Raw genomic sequence first — 20705 nt, 5'->3', positions numbered from 1 at the left:
AATTATCTCTTTACTTTTATTCTGCTTATTTCGTCCACAATTCCACAAGATTGCGAGAAAGTTTACTCACATTGCCCGCCCCTTGTGCCAAAATTAAATCACCATCTTGTAGGATTTGATCCATAATTTCAGGTAACTGACTATGATCCGCCACAAAAATCGGGTCAACTTTACCCAAATTACGAATAGAACGCGCTAACGAACGGCTATCTGCTCCAGCAATCGGTTGTTCTCCTGCGGCGTACACATCAAGTAAGACTAATACATCTACTTGCGACAATACCTGCACAAAATCATCAAATAAATCCCGCGTACGAGAATAGCGGTGCGGTTGGAAAATCATCACGACCCGTTTATTTTGCCAGCCTGAACGAGCCGCTTGAATGGTCACGCCGACTTCAGTAGGATGATGACCATAATCATCTATCAACATCACTTTACCATTCGGACGAATAAACTCACCCAGTTGATCGAAACGACGACCAGCCCCTTGAAAATCGGCAAGGGCGGCTAAAATCGCATCATTGTTAATACTTTCTTCTTTGGCAACCACTAAAGCGGCAGTGGCATTTAATGCATTGTGTTTACCCGGTACATTTAATAGCACATTAATTCGCTCACCCGTTGGGGTAATCACATCATAATGTCCTTGAAAACCCGTTTGCTCATAATTTTCAATACGATAATCCGCTTTTTCACTAAAACCATAAGTCATCACTTGGCGACCCACTTGCGGGACTAATTCCATTAGCACAGCATCGTCCGCACACATCACGGCTAAACCATAGAACGGTAAATTGTGTAAGAAATTCACATACGTCCGTTTCATTTCTTCAAAATCACCATGATAGGTTTCCATGTGGTCTGGTTCAATATTTGTCACCACCGATACCATAGGTTGTAAATGTAAAAATGAAGCATCACTTTCATCTGCCTCGGCAATTAAATAACGGCTTGCCCCTAAATAGGCATTGGTACCAGCAGATTTCACTAATCCTCCATTAACAAAGGTCGGATCTAAACCTGCTTGCGTATAAATCATCGAAATCATCGCCGTTGTAGTGGTTTTTCCGTGCGTTCCTGCAATCGCAATACCATGACGGAAACGCATAATTTCAGCTAACATTTGCGCCCGTTGAATCACTGGAATCCGTTTTTCATGGGCAGCCACCACTTCCACATTATCTGACTTAATCGCACTGGAAACTACCACCACGCTGGCATCTTGCACATTTTCTGCTTGATGAGAAAAATAAATTTTTGCCCCTAAAGAAATTAAGCGATTTGTCACCGCACTTTCTGCAATATCGGATCCTGTGACAGCATAGCCCTCATTTAACAATACTTCCGCAATACCGCCCATACCGGCACCACCAATACCAACAAAATGAATTTGTTTTACTCGTCGCATACTTGGCACGGATTGTCTAATTTTTGCTTGTCTAATTGCTTCTTGTGATTGCGTCATTTTTATTAACTCACTTCCTTATTTTTCATTCGCGTTTTGTATAATCACTTCTGCTACACGTTGAGCAGACAACGGCGTTGCCATGGATTTTGCATTAATTGCCATTTGCTGTAATTTATTTAAATCTAATTCATTGATTAACTTCACCAAAACATCCACATTCAAATCTGCTTGCTCAACGATATAAGCAGCCTTTGCATCTGCCAAATATTTCGCATTTAAATATTGTTGACGATCCTTATGTTGGAACGGCACAAAAATCGCTGGCGTTCCCACTGCGGCTAATTCACATACTGTCAACGCACCCGAACGACAAATCACTAAATCCGCCCAAGCGTAGGCTTCTGCCATATTATCAATAAATTCACTAATTTTCACCGCACTTCGCACATTTTCTGGATAAAGTGCAGTAACATTTTCTACCGAACCTGCCCCAACTTGATGACGAACATCCAATTTATCAGCTAACCGAGCCACCACTTGCGGAATGGTTTGATTTAACACTCTCGCCCCTTGGCTTCCCCCCACCACAAGGATTCTTAATTTACCATTATTATGGGCTAAACGTTGCGTAAAACGTTGTTCTGGACTTGCCATTTGAAACAAATCCGCACGTACTGGATTACCCACCACTTCGGCATCAGGAAAAGCGGTTGGAAAGGCTTGCAATACCGCTCTGGCAATTTTAGCTAACCATTTATTGGTGAGTCCTGCCACGGCATTTTGTTCATGTAAAATCACTGGCACACCACAAAGTTTAGCCGCAATACCACCTGGACCCGACACATAACCGCCCATACCTAACACCGCATGGGGTTGATACTGTTGGATAATTTTACGAGCTTGCAATATCGCTTTGGTGATCGAAAAAGGTGCTTTCAATAACGCTGCGATACCTTTACCACGCAAGCCAGAAATTTGAATAAATTTAATTGAAATACCATGTTTAGGGACAAGTTGGGCTTCCATACGGTCAGCGGTGCCTAACCAGCAAATTTGCCAACCTTGTTGCTGTAAATATTGTGCTACTGCAATGGCTGGAAAAACATGACCGCCAGTGCCACCTGCCATCACTAATAATCGTTTTTTTTCTCTATTCTGTTGCACCTAATTTATCCCCGAAATTTTTAATCATCTCGTAATCTCGCATGACCACCACGCATAAGCCTATTTTCATGATCAATCCGTAATAAAATGGCAATACTAATGGACATAATAATCACACTCGAACCACCATAACTGACTAACGGAAAGGTTAACCCTTTGGTCGGTAATAAGCCTAACGCCATACCTAAATTCACAAAACCTTGGAAGAAAATCCAAAAGCTAATGCCAAACGCAAAAAAGCCTTTAAAACGTTGTTCTAATAATAAAGACTCTTTACCAATTTTCATGGCTCGGAAAACCAAAGCAGCTAATAGGAAAACCATTAACAATATGCCTAAAAAGCCAAATTCTTCGCCCATTACCGCCATCACAAAGTCAGTATGTGCTTCGGGTAAATATTCTAATTTTTGAATAGAATTGCCTAAGCCCTCACCAAAAAATTCACCCCGTCCAAATGCCATTAATGAGTTAGACAGCTGAAACCCTGTACCGTAAGGGTCTTGGAAAGGATCCATAAACCCCGTTAAACGTTTTAAACGATAGGCGGAAGTTAATACTAACCACACAAATAATACGACCCCTAAGCCCATTAATAACACGAATTGTAAAAAATGCGCCCCGACAATAAACAACAATCCAAAGGTAATCACGAATAATACCACCGTACTACCTAAATCGGGTTGTAATAATAAAAACGCCCCCATTACCCCCACTACAAGGAAAGGTTTTACCGCACTGAGTTTACGACTACGCACTTCATCGTAACGGCGAGTAAAATAGCTGGCTAAAAAACAAATTAAAGCTAACTTAGCAAATTCCGCAGGCTGGAAACTAAATAAAGGAAAAGGCAGCCAACGTCTAGCTCCATTGACTGATTTACCAATACCGGGAATCGCCACCGCCACCAATAAAATAATGGAAATAAAGAAAACCCACATATAGTATTTTTCCCATTTATCCATCGGAATTTTTAAGAAAAAATAACAGACAATAAAAGACAATACCACATTCATGGCATCACGTTTAGCATAATAAAAAGGATCTAATTCATTACGAGTACCCACTGGAATAGATGCTGATGTAACCATAATAAAACCAATAAACAGCAAGATCACAAATAACCACAACAGTGTGCGGTCATACAGTACATTACTTGGCGTAATGGTTGTCCAGCGTTGATAACTCTCTTTTAAATTACTCCAAAACCCCATGACATATCCTATTCAACTGACTGTGCTAGACGGGTAAATTGTTCACCCCGTTGTTCAAAGGAACTAAATTGATCTAGGCTCGCACAAGCGGGTGATAATAACACCATATCACCTGACTTTAACAATGGACGCAAGGCTTGAATAGCTTGTTCCATGGTATCAAATAATTGACTTTGCACCGATAATTTGGCTAATTCGGCACCGTCTTGACCAAAGCAATAACATAAAATTTCAGGCTTATTAATCAGCTTTTCTAACTCGCTAAAATCCGCCCCTTTGCCGTCACCACCTAATAATAAATGCAATTTACCCTTTAAATGTAATCCCGTTAACGCCGCCACCGTACTACCGACATTGGTCGCTTTGCTATCATTAATCCAACGCACACCATGGGCAAAATGGGCTAATTGGAAACGGTGATCGAGTCCAGTGAAAGTACGAAGTGCGGTGCAAATTCCCTGATTTTTTACGCCTACCGCACGCGCCAAAGCAATGGATGCCAAGGCATTCATATAATTATGACGACCGCTGATTTTCACGTCATCACAAGGTAAAATCACTTCATCACCCGCCATTAAATATTGTTTACCGTTTTCGGTTTTTAACCAATAATCTGCATTATGTTCCGCAAAACTGACTTGTTGTTTCGCACTTTGCTTACCGTCTTCTTTAGACAACAAATCTTCACCATTTATCACCGCCGTTTCGGCATTCACATAAATCTTCAATTTTGCTTGGCGATAATCTTCTAAATCCACATAACGGTTCATGTGATCTTCGGTGACATTTAACACGGTCGCTGCCGCCGCTTTTAGGCTGTAAGTGGTTTCTAATTGGAAACTGGAAAGTTCCAATACATAAAGATCATAATCATCATCTAACAACGATAACGCCGGAATCCCAATATTGCCTCCCATACCTACTCGCAAACCATCAGCTTTTGCCATTTCTGCTACCAGTGTCGTCACCGTGCTTTTACCGTTTGAACCGGTAATCGCAATAATCGGTTTCTTGGCTTCACGGCAGAATAATTCAATATCTCCCACCACTTCGACCCCAGCAGAAAGTGCGGTCTGAATTTCAGGGGTTTTTACCGCTAATCCTGGACTAATCACAATTAAATCACTGTCTAATAACCATTGTTGATTTAATCCGCCCTTATGTAACGGAATATCCGCCCCTAATTGTTCCGCACCTGTAGGGTTAGCACGCGTATCGATCACACGTACTTGAGCTTGTTTTCTGACTAAAAAATCTACGCAGGATAGACCCGTTTTACCTAAGCCGATCACGGTGACGTTTTTATTTTTATAATCTGTCATAGCATAATCCTTTTTTATCTAACGTAGCTTCAAGGTCACTAAGCCCATCAATACCAACATCAACGAAATAATCCAAAAGCGGATAATCACACGGGGTTCGGGCCAACCTTTAAGTTCGTAGTGATGATGAATCGGTGCCATACGGAAAATCCGTTTTTTGCGTAATTTATAGGAACCCACTTGTAAAATCACCGAAATGGTTTCCATCACAAATACACCACCCATAATCACTAATAAAAATTCTTGACGCACTAACACTGCAATCACGCCTAATGCACCGCCTAATGCAAGAGAACCCACATCCCCCATAAATACCTGAGCAGGGTAAGTGTTAAACCAAAGGAAACCTAAACCAGCCCCCACAATAGCAGTACAGAAAATCACCAGTTCAGCACTGTATTTTACATAGGGAATATACAAATATTTTGACCATTCAATATTCCCTGTCGCCCATGCAATTAATGCAAATGCTCCTGCCACAAACACGGTTGGCATGATCGCTAAACCATCTAAACCATCGGTTAAATTCACCGCATTACTGGTTCCTACAATCACGAAATAAGCCAAAATAATATAGAACACACCCAATTGTGGCATAATATTTTTGAAAAATGGTACCACTAAACGAGTAGCATCCGTATCTTTACCGATTAAATACATTCCCACGACCGCAATTAAGGCAATAGCAGATAACCAGAAATACTTCCAACGAGCAATTAAACCATCGCTATTTTTATATTTAATTTTACGATAATCATCCACAAAACCAACTGCACCATAACCGAGTAATACGAATAAACTGAACCAAATATACGGATTAGATAAATCGCCCCACAACAAGGTACTCACGGTAATCGTGAATAAAATCATAATACCGCCCATGGTTGGCGTGCCACGTTTTTGGAAATGACTTTCAGGTCCATCATTACGGACTTCTTGCCCGAATTTAAAGATTTGTAAACGACGGATCATTTTCGGTCCAATCCATAAAGACAACAACAACGCCGTTAATAACGCAAAAATTGAGCGAACGGTAAGATAAGAAATAACGTGAAAATCGCTAAAATATTGCTGTAAATAAGATGCAAGCCAAACTAACATGAAATATTACCCTTTGAAATTTTCTGTTAAAATATCGATCACGTCTTCCATTTTTTGACTGCGTGATCCTTTTGCTAATAACACAACAGGTTGATTATTTGCTAATTTTTGTTTAATTATTGGTGTTAAATAATTTGCCATCACTGCTTTATCAGTAAAATGCTGACCTGCGGATTGATGCGAAATCACCGCACTATGCAAACCAAAGCTAACCACACATTCTAATTGTGCTTGTGCCGTATAATCGGCAATTTGCTGATGACAAAGTTGTGTATTTTCGCCTAATTCTGCCATATCTCCAACAACAAAAATGCGAAATGCAGCATATTTTTGCAAAACATCAATGGCAGACTTTAATGATCCCACATTGGCATTATAAGTATCGTCTAACAATAAAAGGTTTTCACAAGGCTGAATCGGAAATAAACGTCCTTTCACCAAAGATGGTTGCTCAAGTCCTAATTTTACCTCTTGTAATGTGGCTCCGACATTTACCGCCAAGGCTGTCGCTGCTAACGCATTGGCTACATTATGTTCGCCTAAATAGGGTAAATTAATCTCAATTTCACCCTGTGGACTATGTAAAATAAAGATCGAACCCGTTTCTGTTGCCTTGACATTGCTAGCATAAAAATCCGCTTGCTTATTATGAGCGGAAAAAGATTGTAATTTATGTGTCCCAATTTCTTTTTTCCACATATCTAAATAATGACAATCTAAATTCACAATAGCGACCCCCTTTTCACTCAAACCACGAAAAATCTCGCCTTTGGCTTGAGCCACCCCCTCAATAGAACCAAATCCCTCTAAATGAGCTGGTGCGATATTATTGATCAATGCTACATTTGGTTTCACCAAATGCGTTGTATAATCAATTTCGCCTTGATGATTCGCTCCAAGCTCAATCACCGCAAATTGATGTTTCTCGGTTAAACGTAATAAAGTTAAAGGCACGCCAATATCATTATTAAAATTGCCATGGGTAAATAAAACTTGATTTTTTTCCACCGCACTTTCCGTTGTCATTCGGCTGGCAGTTTGAGCTAAAATAGAAGCTGTCATCTCTTTCACCGTGGTTTTGCCCGAAGATCCTGTCATTGCCACGGTTAATGGATTTAATTTGGCTTTAAGCCATTGTGCTAATTGTCCTAAGGCTAAACGGGTATCAGGGACTATAATTTGTGGTATGTTGACAGTACATTCATGATCAACAATAACGGCGACATTGCCTTGTGCCATGGCTTGTTCAAGATAATAATGAGCATCAAAACGTTCACCTTTTAAGGCAAAGAATAAGCCGTTTTGCGTTTGTTGGCGGGTATCGGTGCTGATGTTTTCAATTTGCGTTTCAGCATTTCCGATGAGTTTGCCGTTTAAAATTTCAGCGATTTTTTTTGTTGTTAGTTTTATCATTTTGGTTTTTAATTTCAAATTGTGATTTTTGAGATCGGGTTTCGCCACGTTCTTTACTTTTCTTTGCTTGTGCAAAGAAAAGTAACAAAAGAAACACACCCCAACTTTGCCTTGTTTCCTGAAAATGCTTTAATTTGCTTAACAGAAAATGGCTGAACTCGCTACGCTCAGACAGACGCCATTTTCCTACAAATTAAAGCATTTTCAGGCGGCAAACATGGGTCCCCGTCTAAACCGCCTTTGCGACTTGAAATTTTTAGGCAAAATCGCCTTGTCTGAGCGTAGCGAGTTGCGATTTTACCGTGAAAAAAATTTCAACTAAGCAAAGATAAGCGGTGAAGTCGGGGTGTGCTTTTCTTTGCCTACTTTCTTTTGCACAAGCACAAAATTCGTAGAATTTTGAACGTTGGCTTTGCCAACGGCACGAAGTGCGAGCGTAGCGAGTAAAAGAAAGTATGGTCGCCCATCGGGCGAAACCCGATTTAAATTAATCAATATATTTCCTTACCACTTCCTGATCCGAAAAATGATGTTTTACTTTCCGAATAATCTGATAATCTTCATGCCCCTTACCCGCAATCAAAATCACATCATTTTCCACCGCACTTTGTATGGCAGTTTTAATTGCTTGCTCACGGTCATGGATAATTTGCACAGCATTGGCGTGTTCAAATCCTGCCACAATATCTGCCATAATTTTTGTTGGCTCTTCCGTGCGTGGATTATCATCAGTGGCAATTACTACATCTGCAAACTGTTCTGCTATTTTTGCCATCAGTGGACGTTTACCATTATCTCTGTCGCCACCACAACCAAAAATACACCACAATTTACCGTTACAATGAATACGTGCTGCTTGTAGTGCTTTTTCTAAGGCATCTGGGGTATGAGCATAGTCCACAATTGCTGTTGGTTTATGTGGCGTATGCAACATTTCCATGCGACCACACACTCCCGTTAATTGTGAAACGGTTTTAACCAAATCCGTAAGGCAGTAACCTAAGGATAATAAAGTAGCTAATACCAGCAATAAATTGCTCACATTAAATGCCCCAATTAAATGGCTTTCTAATTTACCATTGCCCCAACTAGAACAAAATTCAATGCTCGCCCCTTTGTTATTAAAAGAAACTGCGGTGCATTTTAACCAATTTTTTTGCATTGGCTGGAAATCAGCTTGACAACTCACTGCCACTGCGTTTGGCAATGCTTTTAACCAACCTGCACCAATCTGATCATCGGCATTAATCACTTGTTGTTGCGTGACTAATTCAGTAAATAAGCGTTTTTTGGCATTGGCATATTCTTGCATGCTACCATGATAATCCAAATGATCACGGCTTAAATTAGTAAAAATCGCTACCGCAAAATGCAAAGCCTCAATTCGTTTTTGCACTAATCCATGGGAAGATACTTCAATCGCGGCAAAATCCGCCCCTTGAGCCACAAAATTGGCTAAAGATGATTGTACTTCTAGAGCTGAACCTGTGGTATTTTCGGCTGGTTTAACCTGACCTAATAACCCATTACCAATGGTTCCCATCACTGCTGGGTTATGCCCTAAAATTTGCGTCCATTGAGCCAATAATTGAGCAATAGTGGTTTTACCATTGGTGCCTGTTACCCCAACTAAAGTTAATTCTTGCGATGGACTATCGTAGAAAATATCAGCAATTTCAGAAAGATGAGCGGATAAATCAAAATACGCAATAATAGAGACATTATTTTCAAAACGAACGGTTAAATGTTCGTTTAAGTGGTCGGCATCTGCCAATACAGCAACGGCTCCGTTTTCAATGGCTTGTGGAATAAAACGACGACCATCAACAGTATGCCCTTTTATCGCAACGAAAAGACAGCCGCTCTTTACAGAACGACTGTCTAGGGTCATATCTTCCACTAAAATGTCTAAAATTTCACCAGATAATAAACAATTCCCCAAAAGTGCGGTCAATTTTTTCATTTTTTCTCACTTAATTTGTTTGTTTTCTGTCTATTTTATCGGTTAATCGTACCACACGTTTAATATTTCTGATATTTGCCGTACTTTCTTCGGAATCTGGCGTAACATTATAAGTACGTAACGCATAGCCCATAATACTTGAGAATACAGGTGCAGAGATAGCACCACCATAATATTGTCCCGCCTTAGGATCATCAATTAAAATCACTAAAGCAAAACGTGGATCCGTCACGGGTGCAAGCCCTGCGGTATAGGCCATATATTTATCCACATAATGCCCTTTTTCTAATTTTTTCGCCGTCCCTGTTTTAATCGCGACCCGATAGCCTTCTACCATGGCTCGTTTATTTTTAATCGCCACTTTTTCCATCATATGCACCACATCTTTGGTAATTTTTTCGGAAAAAACACGATTGCCAATTACCGGTGGATCCACTTTAGTAATTGATAATGGACGATAAATACCAAAACTACCTAGCGTAATATAAGCTCGAGCAATTTGTAAGGGTGTGGCATTGATACCATAACCAAACGCCACGTTAGCACGTTCAATCTCAGACCAACGTTGACGATTCGCACCTAGCATACCTGCCTGTTCTCCCCCTAAACCTAAATTGGTTAATTTACCTAAACCTGCATTTTGATAGGTTTCCATTAAGGCTGATGGTGGCATACGCAAGGCAAGACGACTTACCCCACGGTTAGATGAATTTTCTAAAATTTCATCTAAAGTTTGTTGATTACGTGGAGCCACGTCTCTGACCTCTTTACCATTTAATACTAAAGGTCCAGTATTAATAATTTCATTACGTTTCACAGCTCCCCGTTGCAATGCGGTTAACACCACAAAAGGTTTTACTGTTGAACCCGGTTCAAAAGTATCAGTTACCGCACGGTTACGCATTAACTCATTAGAGATGCCCGCACGTTTATTTGGATTATAAGATGGTGCGTTAGCCATAGCTAATACTTCGCCAGTACGCACATCAACTAACACGGCCGTACCGGAATTCGCCTTATTTTCTTCTACGGCTTTAGCAATTTCACGATACACCATGGATTGTAATTTTTCATCAATACTCAACACCACATCATGCGCTGCATATTTTTTCACATCGGCAATTTCTTCCACAATATTGCCTTTTTTATCTTTACGATAAGATCGCAAACCAGCTTTACCGATTAAATCGTTATTTAAACTTTTCTCAATCCCTTCAATGCCATTATTATCAATATCAGTAAAACCGATTAAATGCGCCGTTTCTTCCGCTCTTGGATAAAAACGACGGAAATCATTTTCAAACACAATACCGGGGATTTTTAATTGATGCACATAATCCGCCACATTTTTTGTCACTTGGCGACCTAAAATAATATCTCGAGATTTCGGTTTATTCTCAATTTTTGCCACCAAATCTTGATATTTCATATTAAGTGACGAGGCTAAAGCTTTCCAACGTTCTTGATCGGCTAAATAATTGCCTTCTAAAATAAATTTCGGATCCGCTTTAATGTTATACATCGGCACACTGACCGACAACATTTGTCCATTACGATCTAAAATAGAACCACGAGCGGATAACACTTTTTGCTCACGCAAAGAGCGTTTATCCGCTTCATCATTAAAGGTTTCCACATTAATGGTTTGCACAAACGCAGCACGAGCGACTAAAGCAAACAATCCAAAACAGACAAAACCCATCGCCCAACGATAACGCCCTTTTAAGAAACTTTTTTCATAAATGTTCACTGGCTTGTTAGACTTGACACGGGTAGAATTAACGGATTTTTTCACCGCACTTTTTGATTTCGCTTGATGGCGTGTTGAATTAAATTTCACTTTCATTCTAAAATCACCACTTCTTGTTCTGGTTTAACACGATTCATCCCTAAGCTATTAATGGCAATGGATTCAATGCGACTATTATTACTTAAGGTGGTTTCTTCTAATCTTAAATTCACATATTCATTCTCAAGATCTTCTTTTTGTACTGTTAACGCACTTTTCTGAGAAATTAAGGCTCGAGTTTGGTAAGTAATCCACACCGTACCAATGGCCGTAATCACAATGGCGAACAATAAACAAAAAGCGAATTTATTCGCAGCAAAAATATCCTGAATTAAAATATGTTGTAATGGATAGCGTTGACTATTTAGTAATGGCTCATTCACATTCATTTACAGTTTCTCCGCTATACGTAATACTGCACTACGTGAACGTGGATTTAATGCAATTTCTTGTTCACTGGCTTGAATCGCCTTACCGATAGTTTTTAAAGTTTGATTACGCTGAATCTGATCTTCACGCAACGGCAAGCCTTTTGGAATATCTTCACCCTTGCTTTGCTTACGCATAAAATGTTTAACCATTCTATCTTCAAGGGAATGGAAACTAATAATGGATAAACGTCCTTGTGGTGCGAGCAATTTCACTGCTGAGTTTAGCACGCTTTCCAGTTCATCTAATTCCGCATTAATAAAAATCCGAATCGCTTGAAAACTACGTGTAGCTGGATGTTTATATTTATCTTTAAATGGCACAGCACTCGCAATAAGTTCCGCTAATTGCAAAGTGCGGTGTAAAATTGGTTGATTATTTTGTATCGCGTTTTTGTTGTAATTCACAATAGCACCAGCAATCCGTTTGGCAAAACGTTCTTCGCCAAAGGTCTTCAGCACCCAAGCTAAATCGCTTTCACTGACGTTAGCCAACCATTCTGTAGCTGATTGTCCTTTACTGGTATCCATTCGCATATCTAATGGACCGTCTTTCATAAAGCTAAAACCCCGTTCAGCGTCATCTAGCTGTGGGGAGGATACGCCAAGATCGAGTAAAATACCGTCAATCTTGCCAACTAAACCTAATTTTTCGCAAATGTTAGGCATCGCAGAAAAACTGTTATGTTCAATCTGAAAACGAGCATCTTGAATTTTATTAGCTTCGGCAATAGCTTGCGGATCACGATCAATCGCAATTAAGCGACCATTGTTTGCCAGTTGAGAAAGGATTAAACGAGAATGACCACCACGACCAAATGTACCGTCAATATAAATACCTTTTTCTTTTAATGCCAAACCGTCCACTGCTTCATGAAGTAAAACAGTGGTATGGGCTGGACATAAGGTATTTTGCGAGTTCATAAAAATTATCCCAAAAATTAAAATTAATTACAAAAAGAAAGGAATTCGCTAGGGACTGTTTCTCTTTAAGTTAAGGTTTGCAGAGCTAAAAAACCGAAATTAGCATCCTAGCTCGCTTACCTTTTTATTATCTCGCTATACGATCTTTGTCGTTTATACGAGTTTGCTAGTGCTACTATTTTTATAATTTTATAAAGAGAGCATTTTTAATGCTTCTGACAAGGCAAATTGTCCGCTTGAACCTAATGCAATGTCTTGTTCAATTTGTGCATTCCATTCCGTTTCAGACCAAATCTCAAATTTATTAAGCTGTCCTACCAACATAATATTTTTTTCCAATTTTGCATGTTGACGTAATGGCGCACTAACTAAAATTCTTCCTGCATTGTCTAATTCACATTCCGTGGCATACCCTAACATGACACGTTGCAAACTGCGTTGAACTGGATCAAAATTTGACAACGCCAATAACTTTTGCTCAATGATCTCCCATTCGCTCAAAGGATATAACAATAAACAAGGCTGGCGAATATCTACCGTACAGACTAATTGTCCTTGGTTTTGCTCAATAATTTCGGCACGATAGCGAGTTGGGATCGCAAGGCGTCCCTTTGTATCTAAATTAACCGCTGATGCACCACGAAACATATTTTGCCTTTACATAAGCCTTATTTCATTAATAATGCCGTATCAAGTGAAATTATTCAACACAAAACTCCACTTTTTCCCACATTTTTTCCAATTCTATACTTAGATAGATTAATTGACAAGCGCTTTATACAGTAAAATAAATTTTTCTTACAAAAAACCGCACTTTGATTTTTCAATCAAAGTGCGGTTAAATTTGATAAATTTGCTGTGCTATTCAGTCACTAATGCTTCTGGATCACCATCACCTAACGGTTTAAGGAATGCAAAGAACAAGATCACACAAAACACGGTTAAACCTAAACCAATATAACAAGAGAGTTCATAATCTAAACCGAAACCAATTTTATTATAGGCTAAATAGGTAAAACAAACACTACTCATGAACCAAGCAGGAATGGAGGCAACCCAATGGAATTTATTGTAACGATACAAATAACCCGCTGCTGTCCATAACATTACCATAGCTGTCATTTGGTTCGCCCAAGTGAAATAACGCCATAATACGCTAAAGTCTAATTTAGACACCACAAAACCAAGTGCAAATAACGGCACTGCAATTATCAACCGTTTGGTTAATGAATGCTGTTCAAGTTTGAAAATTTCTGCTATTTGTAAACGCGCAGCCCGGAATGCGGTATCACCAGAAGTAATCGGCAACACCACCACACCTAGCACGGCGAAAATACCGCCGATAAAGCCTAAGAAATGTAATGAACTGTCATACACCACTTTAGACGGTGAACCGGCAGAAATCGCATCTTGTAAGGCTTGTGGATTTTCATAGAAAGCTAATCCTACCATACACCACACTAAGGCAATCACCCCTTCAGCAATCATCGCACCGTAGAAAATAAAACGACCTTCTTTTTCATTTTCTGCACAACGTGCCATTAATGGGGTTTGTGTAGCGTGGAAACCAGATAGTGCACCACAAGAAATGGTTAAGAATAATAATGGCCAAATCGGCACATCACCTTTCACTTGGAAATTCTGGGTGAATTTTTCCCAAGTTAACCCCGCTCCATCAGCGTTTACCGTGCGGAAAAATTCAATAGGATCGGCAGCACTCAAATGTGAACTCACTAACCCATAAACCATCCCCACTGACATAAAGAGTAACAACGCTCCAAATAATGGATATACACGACCAATAATTTTATCAATCGGTAATAAGGTCGCAAAAATATAATATGCAAAAATAATGAGCGTCCAAACTGAAATTACCGTAGCTTTATCCATCCCCCAAACAGTGAGATCTTTTGCTGTTTCCACGACGCGATGAATTTCTTCCGGATTACCTAAATTGATTGCAGACGAACTTGAACCTAGCACATCAAAAGTAATTGTACTCAATAATTGTGCGGGACTTGCCACAAATACCACCCCCACCAACAACAAGAGTATCAATGCCATCACATTAATAAATACTTTAACGGGTTTTCCTAAAAATTTACCCGCTAAATACGGCATGGTTGCTCCGCCATTACGAATACTCAACATACCACAAAAATAATCATGTACCGCCCCGGCAAAAATACAACCAATCACAATCCAAAGCATTGCTACTGGCCCATATAATGCCCCTAGAATCGGACCAAAAATAGGACCTGTACCCGCAATATTTAATAATTGAATTAACCAGATCTTGGTTTTTGACATCGGCATATAATCCACGCCATCTTGATCAGAATAAGCCGGCGTAGTACGATTTGGATTGATAACAAAAATTTTTTCAATAAATTTGCCATAAGTAAAATAGCCAAATACTAAAATGGCTACACAGAAAAAGAACCACAACATAGGAAAAACCCTCAACAAAAATGAAATTAAATAGTCAGTGTGCGGATTGTAGGGAGTTGTTAAAATAAAGTAAACTAAGATTTCATATTACCCTTAAAAATATACTAAAAGTGTGATAATGATCACACTTTTTCGTTATTATTTTGCTTTTTTTGTTCAGGCTCTGGATCAAATTTTACCACCGGCACACAACCACGGCAGGTACCTTGATTAACTCCTAATTCATCGCAAAATTTATTATATTTATCTAAGGCGTTACGCAACCAACTTTTGGGTTTTGTTTGTTCGGTCATACTTTACTCCCTTTTTCTCTGTTTGTTACCATAAATAAAAAAACAGCCTGCAAGCTGTTTTTTATTGTATAACGAATTAAGGCGTATAGAAAGTAGCAGAACCAGGACCTACAGGCAAACCGAATACAAACACCCAAATATAAAACAGCAATATCCAACCCACTAAAAAAATAATGGAATACGGTAACATCATTGCCATTAAGGTTCCGATACCTGTATCTCGTTTATAACGAATTGCCATTGCCATAATTAAACCAAAATAACTCATCATTGGTGTAATAATATTCGTGGTACTGTCTCCAATTCGATAAGCAGCTTGGATCATTTCTGGTGCATAGCCAGTTAACATGAGCATAGGCACAAAAATAGGTGCTGTAATTGCCCATTGTGCTGATGCAGAACCTAACATAAGATTAATAAATGCACAGACAAAAATAAACCCAACTAATAGCAATGGACCAGTTAAACCGATATGTTGTAAGAACTCCGCCCCTTTTACTGCGGTGACAGAGCCTAGGTTTGTCCAGTTAAAAAAAGCTACAAATTGTGCTGCAAAGAAGACCAATACGACATACATAGAAAGAGATGACATCGCTTTACTCATAGCATTAATCGCATCTTTACTCTCTTTCATTGAACCTGTAATGCGCCCATAAATATAACCAGGTACAGAGAAAAATACAAAAATAAATACCACAATACCGTGCAAAAAAGGTGAACCTGCCACCTCACCCGTTTTCGGGTTACGTAGAATACCACTTTCAGGCACAATAGTCCAAGCAAGCAATAAACAGAAAATTAACATGCTAATACCCGCCCAAAGCAAGCCTTTTTTCTCAAGAGCCGTTAAAGGTTCAATTTTGGATTCTAACACTGTCGAATCATCGGCATCATTTGGATTATATTTACCTAAATTTGGTTCGACAATTTTTTCGGTAACAAAATAACCTAATCCACTAATCAAGAACGTACTCACAAACATGAAATACCAGTTTGCTTCCGCCCCTACTACATAATCAGGTGAAATAATACGAGCTGCTTCTTGACTAATCCCAGATAATAGCGGATCTACTGTACCTAATAATAAATTTGCACTATAACCGCCCGAAACACCAGCAAAGGCTGCCGCTAGCCCAGCTAAGGGATGACGACCTAAAGAATGAAAAACCATGGCGGCTAAAGGAATCAACACTACATACCCAAGCTCTGCTGCGGTGTTTGACATAATACCTGCAAATACAACAACTAACGTAACTAATTTGCGTGGGGCATTTATCACCAAACCACGTAAACCAGCAGAAATCATACCTGAATGCTCTGCAATACCTACCCCTAATAAGGCGACTAACACAGTACCTAAAGGCACAAAACTCGTGAAATTTTTCACTAAATTATCAACGATACGAGCAAGTCCTTCACCGTTTAATAAATTAACGACATAAATCATACCTTCAGCACTACGTCCTTTCGCGCCTTCAGGACGTGGATCAATCACTGATACATTAAAATAAGATAATACTGCCGATAAAATCAATAACAATACGCACATCCAAATAAATAACATCACGGGATGCGGTAACAGATTACCTAGCCATTCAACACCTTTTAAAAAGCGTTGCATCTTATTACCTTTGATAATAGGTTGATATTGGTTATTTTGCATAAATATCCCCTTTAGATCGATATATAATTAAACTCTGCCTGATTAAACCATAATTCAACAATAAAGCAAATATTTTATTACATAGGAATAACATGATATCTACACAACATTCTAACTAAACGATATTATTTTGAGTAAGCAAATGAGCCACCTCTAAACGGCACTGCTTTAACCAATTTTTTTTCCCCCCCATTAATTGGACATCTTTTTCTTTGCGTTGGCAATAATCCATTAACAATGGACAATGCTGCACATCAGAAATTGCCATTAAACGCCGAATTGCCCCTATACTTGAAAATAAAGTGCGGTGAAAAAAAGCAAAATTTTTCAAAATATGTATATCATCATCGGTTAATTGACAATCTAATGGAAAAGTAAATTTTTTCTTTAAAGGATGAAAAGAAAACGGAAAATTTCGCTGAAAATAGACTTGAGCTTTTTTAACTACGCATTCCCCTGCGACAGAAATCGGGCGTAACATTATCATCGAATAACAACCACTACTGGCTTCTTTATAACTGCTTATTTGCACCAACACAAAACCGCACTTTCGCCAAAAATGAAATAATGCTTCGGTGTAACCAAAACTTACTGAAATAAAATCCACATCATTTTGCTCAATTAAGGTCTGAATTAATTGTTGCCCTAAACCATGCTGTTGCCATTTAGGCTGCACCGCAATACGCGAAATCCGTAAGGAGTGCAATTGACAAGCCTGTGGTAAATTTGCCTGAAAAGCCAAAGATTGCACCACAAGATTACCTTGTGGACGACGTTCGCCACGGCAAATTTTTTCAATTAACGCCATTGATTGAAAACCACCTTCTTGCATTAACCATAGTCCACCCAGCAAATATTCTTCATTCTCAGCAAGATAAAAACGCTGTTGTGGTGCATCAAATAAACGGCGTAAATCAAGAGGGGTTGTGCGGTAATGTGCTAAACTAAGTAAGCCGTAAAAATCAACAATCTTTTTTACAATTTCACTTTGCGAAATTTGACGAATTTGCATTGCAGTTTGTGGATCATATTCAGGTTGAATAAAATTATCTTCCGCTTCCAGCAATAACAATGCTTCAATAAATTTCTCAAGCTTATCCCCTTTCGCCCAACGTAGAGGTTCAATTAATTCAAACTGTTGAAAAGTGCGGTGTAAATTAGCTAAAAATTTAAGTAAAAATCCCCGACCAGTGCCTTCATAGCTATGCATGGTAGTGCTAATCACAATACGCTCGAAAGTGCTAACTAACTGATGCAATACAGGCAAGGGTAACATTGCGGCTTCGTCAATTAAAAGCCAATCTTGTTGATATTGTGTTGGATCTTGTTGAATTTGTTGGCAAAGATCATCTGGCGCGATAAAAATTATGGGTTGTTTGGCAAAATCTTGCAAGGTTTTCACCGCACTTTTATTCGGTGCAGTCAACCAACATTTTTTGTGTTTAATTTCATCACTCAACATGCCTAATAAAGCAGATTTTCCCCGCCCACGCTTGGCTGTGAGAATGGCTACATCGGCAGGTGATGTCAGTATTTTTTGAATGATATTTTGTTGTTCTATTGTAGGGGATTGATGATGGTTACGTAGTGGCGGACCGATGCGTCCGCCTATAAAAGACGGAGTAGAATGTTCAGATAGAAATAAAAAGGATTGCAATAATCGATAAAAATGTCGATTAAAATTAGGGGTTATAATCCCCTTTTCCACCCCTGACCAGCGACGACTATCTAAATCAATATGATCCTTAGAATCTAACCATAAAACTAAAGTACCACCAGCCTTTAATGTGCCAATAGCAATGGCTAACGCATCTAAATTTAATGTGGTTCTTGCATCAAAAAGAATGTGCTCAAATTCTTGCCCGAGTAAGTTTCTTGCATGCAAAAAATTTTGTGAATTTAATATTAATGGTGTATTTTCGGACGGACACATAAGCCCGCTTCCACGGTTTTGGAATAGGAAAAACGGTTTTTCTTTGTCAAAATAAGGAATTAACTGACGTTCACGCATTATTCTTCATCATAAGAATATGGATCTTCAAAACCTAGTCCGAGCATAATTTCCGTTTCTAGGCTTTCCATTTCCTCGGCTTCATCTTGTTCAATATGGTCATAACCTAACAAATGCAAGCTACCATGCACGACCAGATGTGCCCAATGTGCGATCAGTGGTTTACCTTGCTCAACTGCTTCTTTTTCTACCACCTGACGACAAATCACCAAATCGCCCAATAACGGCAGTTCTACTTCATCAGGACATTCAAAAGGAAAGGACAACACATTAGTCGGGCGGTCTTTGCCACGATAACGCAAATTTAGCTCGTGACTTTCCGCTTCATCGACAATGCGAATTGTCATTTCTGGCTCAAGGCTTTCGGCTCGCACGGCACAGGTTGCCCAATGAGTAAATTGCGCTAAGGTGGGTAAATTATCTTGATTTTCACTGGCAATTTGTAAATCAAGGATCACATTATTCATTTTCTACACTCGTTTTTAATTGTTCACGTGCTAAACGTTTTTGTTCAGCGAATTTTTGTTTACGAATTTCATCTTCTGCTTCCCATTTTTCATAAGCCTGTACGACTTTTGCCACTACTGGGTGTCGCACAATATCTTGGCTATCAAAATAGTTAAAGCTCAATTCAGGTACGCCAGATAATACTTCAATGGCATGTTTTAAGCCTGACTTTTGCGAATGTGGTAAATCCACTTGAGTTACATCGCCTGTAATTACTGCTTTAGAATTAAAACCAATGCGCGTTAAAAACATTTTCATCTGTTCAACCGTCGTATTTTGACTTTCGTCTAAAATAATAAAGCTATCGTTTAACGTCCGTCCACGCATATAAGCCAACGGTGCAATTTCAATCACATTGCGTTCCATCAATTTTTCTACTCGCTCAAAGCCGAGCATTTCGTATAGCGCATCATAAAGTGGGCGTAAATATGGCTCAATTTTCGACCCCAGATCACCGGGTAAAAAGCCCAATTTTTCCCCGGCTTCCACGGCAGGGCGAGTAAGTAAAATACGGCGAATTTCTTGTCGTTCAAGGGCTTCCACTGCCGCGGCAACCGCTAAAAAGGTTTTCCCTGTGCCTGCGGGTCCAATGCCAAAACTAATATCGTGAGTTAAAATATGATGCAAATATTCCGTTTGATTTTTTCCACGGGGTTTAATTAAACCTCTTTTAGTTTTAATCGTGGTCGCATACACCTTACTTTCCATTCGTTCATCCGGATCCCTTTGAGATAACATTCGGCTTTCTTGAATCGCAAGATGCACATCTTCTAAATCTAGCTCTTTGATTTTACCTTTGATCGGAGCCGTTTCCAGATATAAATTTTGAATTAATTGCCCCGCACGTTGGAGAAGACTAGCGTGATGTGGTTTAGCTTGTTCATCATTAGATTGGATGGTAAAGTCGAAATCACGGCGAGCAATAGAAAGATTAAATTCTTTTTCAATCAGTTTTAAATTGTCATCAAATGCACCACACAAAGATTGCAAACGAGCATTATCTGTTGGAGATAAGGTTAAGTATTGGGTTAATTTTTCGGTCATAGTTTTATAT

General features: G+C 39.2%; 18 protein-coding genes. All 18 read right to left on the bottom strand.

Annotation, left to right across the window (positions count from 1 at the left end; translation table 11 throughout):
* Positions 1-25: 25 nt before the first annotated feature.
* Positions 26-1468: a UDP-N-acetylmuramate--L-alanine ligase gene (murC, locus tag E0709_RS03955; protein ID WP_132301352.1), complete on the bottom strand. Its 1443-nt coding sequence runs from the start codon at positions 1466-1468 to the stop codon at positions 26-28.
* An 18-nt stretch (positions 1469-1486) separates the two neighbouring features.
* Positions 1487-2575, bottom strand: a complete 1089-nt coding sequence (gene murG / locus E0709_RS03950) for an undecaprenyldiphospho-muramoylpentapeptide beta-N-acetylglucosaminyltransferase (protein ID WP_267463703.1) — start codon at positions 2573-2575, stop codon at positions 1487-1489.
* Between the two features lie 20 nt (positions 2576-2595).
* The gene (gene ftsW / locus E0709_RS03945; RefSeq protein WP_132301354.1) at positions 2596-3786 is read right to left on the bottom strand and encodes a putative lipid II flippase FtsW; all 1191 of its coding nucleotides are present in this window, start codon (positions 3784-3786) and stop codon (positions 2596-2598) included.
* A gap of 8 nt (positions 3787-3794) precedes the next feature.
* Complete coding sequence (gene murD, locus E0709_RS03940) at positions 3795-5108, bottom strand: UDP-N-acetylmuramoyl-L-alanine--D-glutamate ligase (RefSeq protein ID WP_132301356.1); 1314 nt, start codon at positions 5106-5108, stop codon at positions 3795-3797.
* A gap of 18 nt (positions 5109-5126) precedes the next feature.
* On the bottom strand, positions 5127-6209 hold the full coding sequence (mraY, locus tag E0709_RS03935; protein WP_132301358.1) for a phospho-N-acetylmuramoyl-pentapeptide-transferase: 1083 nt from the start codon (positions 6207-6209) through the stop codon (positions 5127-5129).
* 6 nt (positions 6210-6215) lie between these two features.
* On the bottom strand, positions 6216-7622 hold the full coding sequence (murF, locus tag E0709_RS03930; protein WP_132301360.1) for a UDP-N-acetylmuramoyl-tripeptide--D-alanyl-D-alanine ligase: 1407 nt from the start codon (positions 7620-7622) through the stop codon (positions 6216-6218).
* A gap of 318 nt (positions 7623-7940) precedes the next feature.
* Positions 7941-8117 carry a hypothetical protein gene (locus E0709_RS12280; RefSeq protein WP_165867208.1) on the bottom strand — a complete coding sequence of 59 codons (177 nt, stop codon included), beginning with the start codon at positions 8115-8117 and terminating at the stop codon, positions 7941-7943.
* Positions 8110-9585: a UDP-N-acetylmuramoyl-L-alanyl-D-glutamate--2,6-diaminopimelate ligase gene (gene murE / locus E0709_RS03925; RefSeq protein WP_132301362.1), complete on the bottom strand. Its 1476-nt coding sequence runs from the start codon at positions 9583-9585 to the stop codon at positions 8110-8112. The genes E0709_RS12280 and murE overlap by 8 nt, the downstream gene beginning before the upstream one ends.
* Positions 9586-9595: 10 nt before the next feature.
* Complete coding sequence (locus E0709_RS03920; RefSeq protein ID WP_132301364.1) at positions 9596-11431, bottom strand: penicillin-binding transpeptidase domain-containing protein; 1836 nt, start codon at positions 11429-11431, stop codon at positions 9596-9598.
* Positions 11428-11763 carry a cell division protein FtsL gene (gene ftsL / locus E0709_RS03915; RefSeq protein ID WP_132301366.1) on the bottom strand — a complete coding sequence of 112 codons (336 nt, stop codon included), beginning with the start codon at positions 11761-11763 and terminating at the stop codon, positions 11428-11430. The genes E0709_RS03920 and ftsL overlap by 4 nt, the downstream gene beginning before the upstream one ends.
* A complete protein-coding gene (rsmH, locus tag E0709_RS03910) occupies positions 11764-12726 on the bottom strand; it encodes a 16S rRNA (cytosine(1402)-N(4))-methyltransferase RsmH (protein WP_132301368.1) in 963 nt (320 codons plus the stop codon).
* 189 nt (positions 12727-12915) lie between these two features.
* On the bottom strand, positions 12916-13374 hold the full coding sequence (gene mraZ, locus E0709_RS03905) for a division/cell wall cluster transcriptional repressor MraZ (protein WP_132301370.1): 459 nt from the start codon (positions 13372-13374) through the stop codon (positions 12916-12918).
* A 213-nt stretch (positions 13375-13587) separates the two neighbouring features.
* A complete protein-coding gene (locus tag E0709_RS03900; protein WP_132301372.1) occupies positions 13588-15177 on the bottom strand; it encodes a carbon starvation CstA family protein in 1590 nt (529 codons plus the stop codon).
* 122 nt (positions 15178-15299) lie between these two features.
* Positions 15300-15470, bottom strand: a complete 171-nt coding sequence (locus tag E0709_RS12275) for a DUF5363 domain-containing protein (RefSeq protein ID WP_165867209.1) — start codon at positions 15468-15470, stop codon at positions 15300-15302.
* 76 nt (positions 15471-15546) lie between these two features.
* Positions 15547-17133: an AbgT family transporter gene (locus tag E0709_RS03895; RefSeq protein WP_132301374.1), complete on the bottom strand. Its 1587-nt coding sequence runs from the start codon at positions 17131-17133 to the stop codon at positions 15547-15549.
* Positions 17134-17248: 115 nt separating this feature from the next.
* Positions 17249-19066, bottom strand: coding sequence for a tRNA(Met) cytidine acetyltransferase TmcA (locus tag E0709_RS03890; RefSeq protein WP_132301835.1), 1818 nt, complete (start codon positions 19064-19066; stop codon positions 17249-17251).
* Between the two features lie 77 nt (positions 19067-19143).
* Complete coding sequence (ybeY, locus tag E0709_RS03885) at positions 19144-19611, bottom strand: rRNA maturation RNase YbeY (RefSeq protein ID WP_132301376.1); 468 nt, start codon at positions 19609-19611, stop codon at positions 19144-19146.
* Positions 19604-20695: a PhoH family protein gene (locus E0709_RS03880; RefSeq protein ID WP_132301378.1), complete on the bottom strand. Its 1092-nt coding sequence runs from the start codon at positions 20693-20695 to the stop codon at positions 19604-19606. Before E0709_RS03880 ends, ybeY begins: the two co-directional genes overlap by 8 nt.
* Between the last annotated feature and the right edge of the window lie 10 nt (positions 20696-20705).

The organism is Lonepinella koalarum (genome assembly GCF_004565475.1).
Lineage (GTDB): Bacteria > Pseudomonadota > Gammaproteobacteria > Enterobacterales > Pasteurellaceae > Lonepinella > Lonepinella koalarum.
This window is presented reverse-complemented; position numbering and strand designations above follow the sequence as displayed.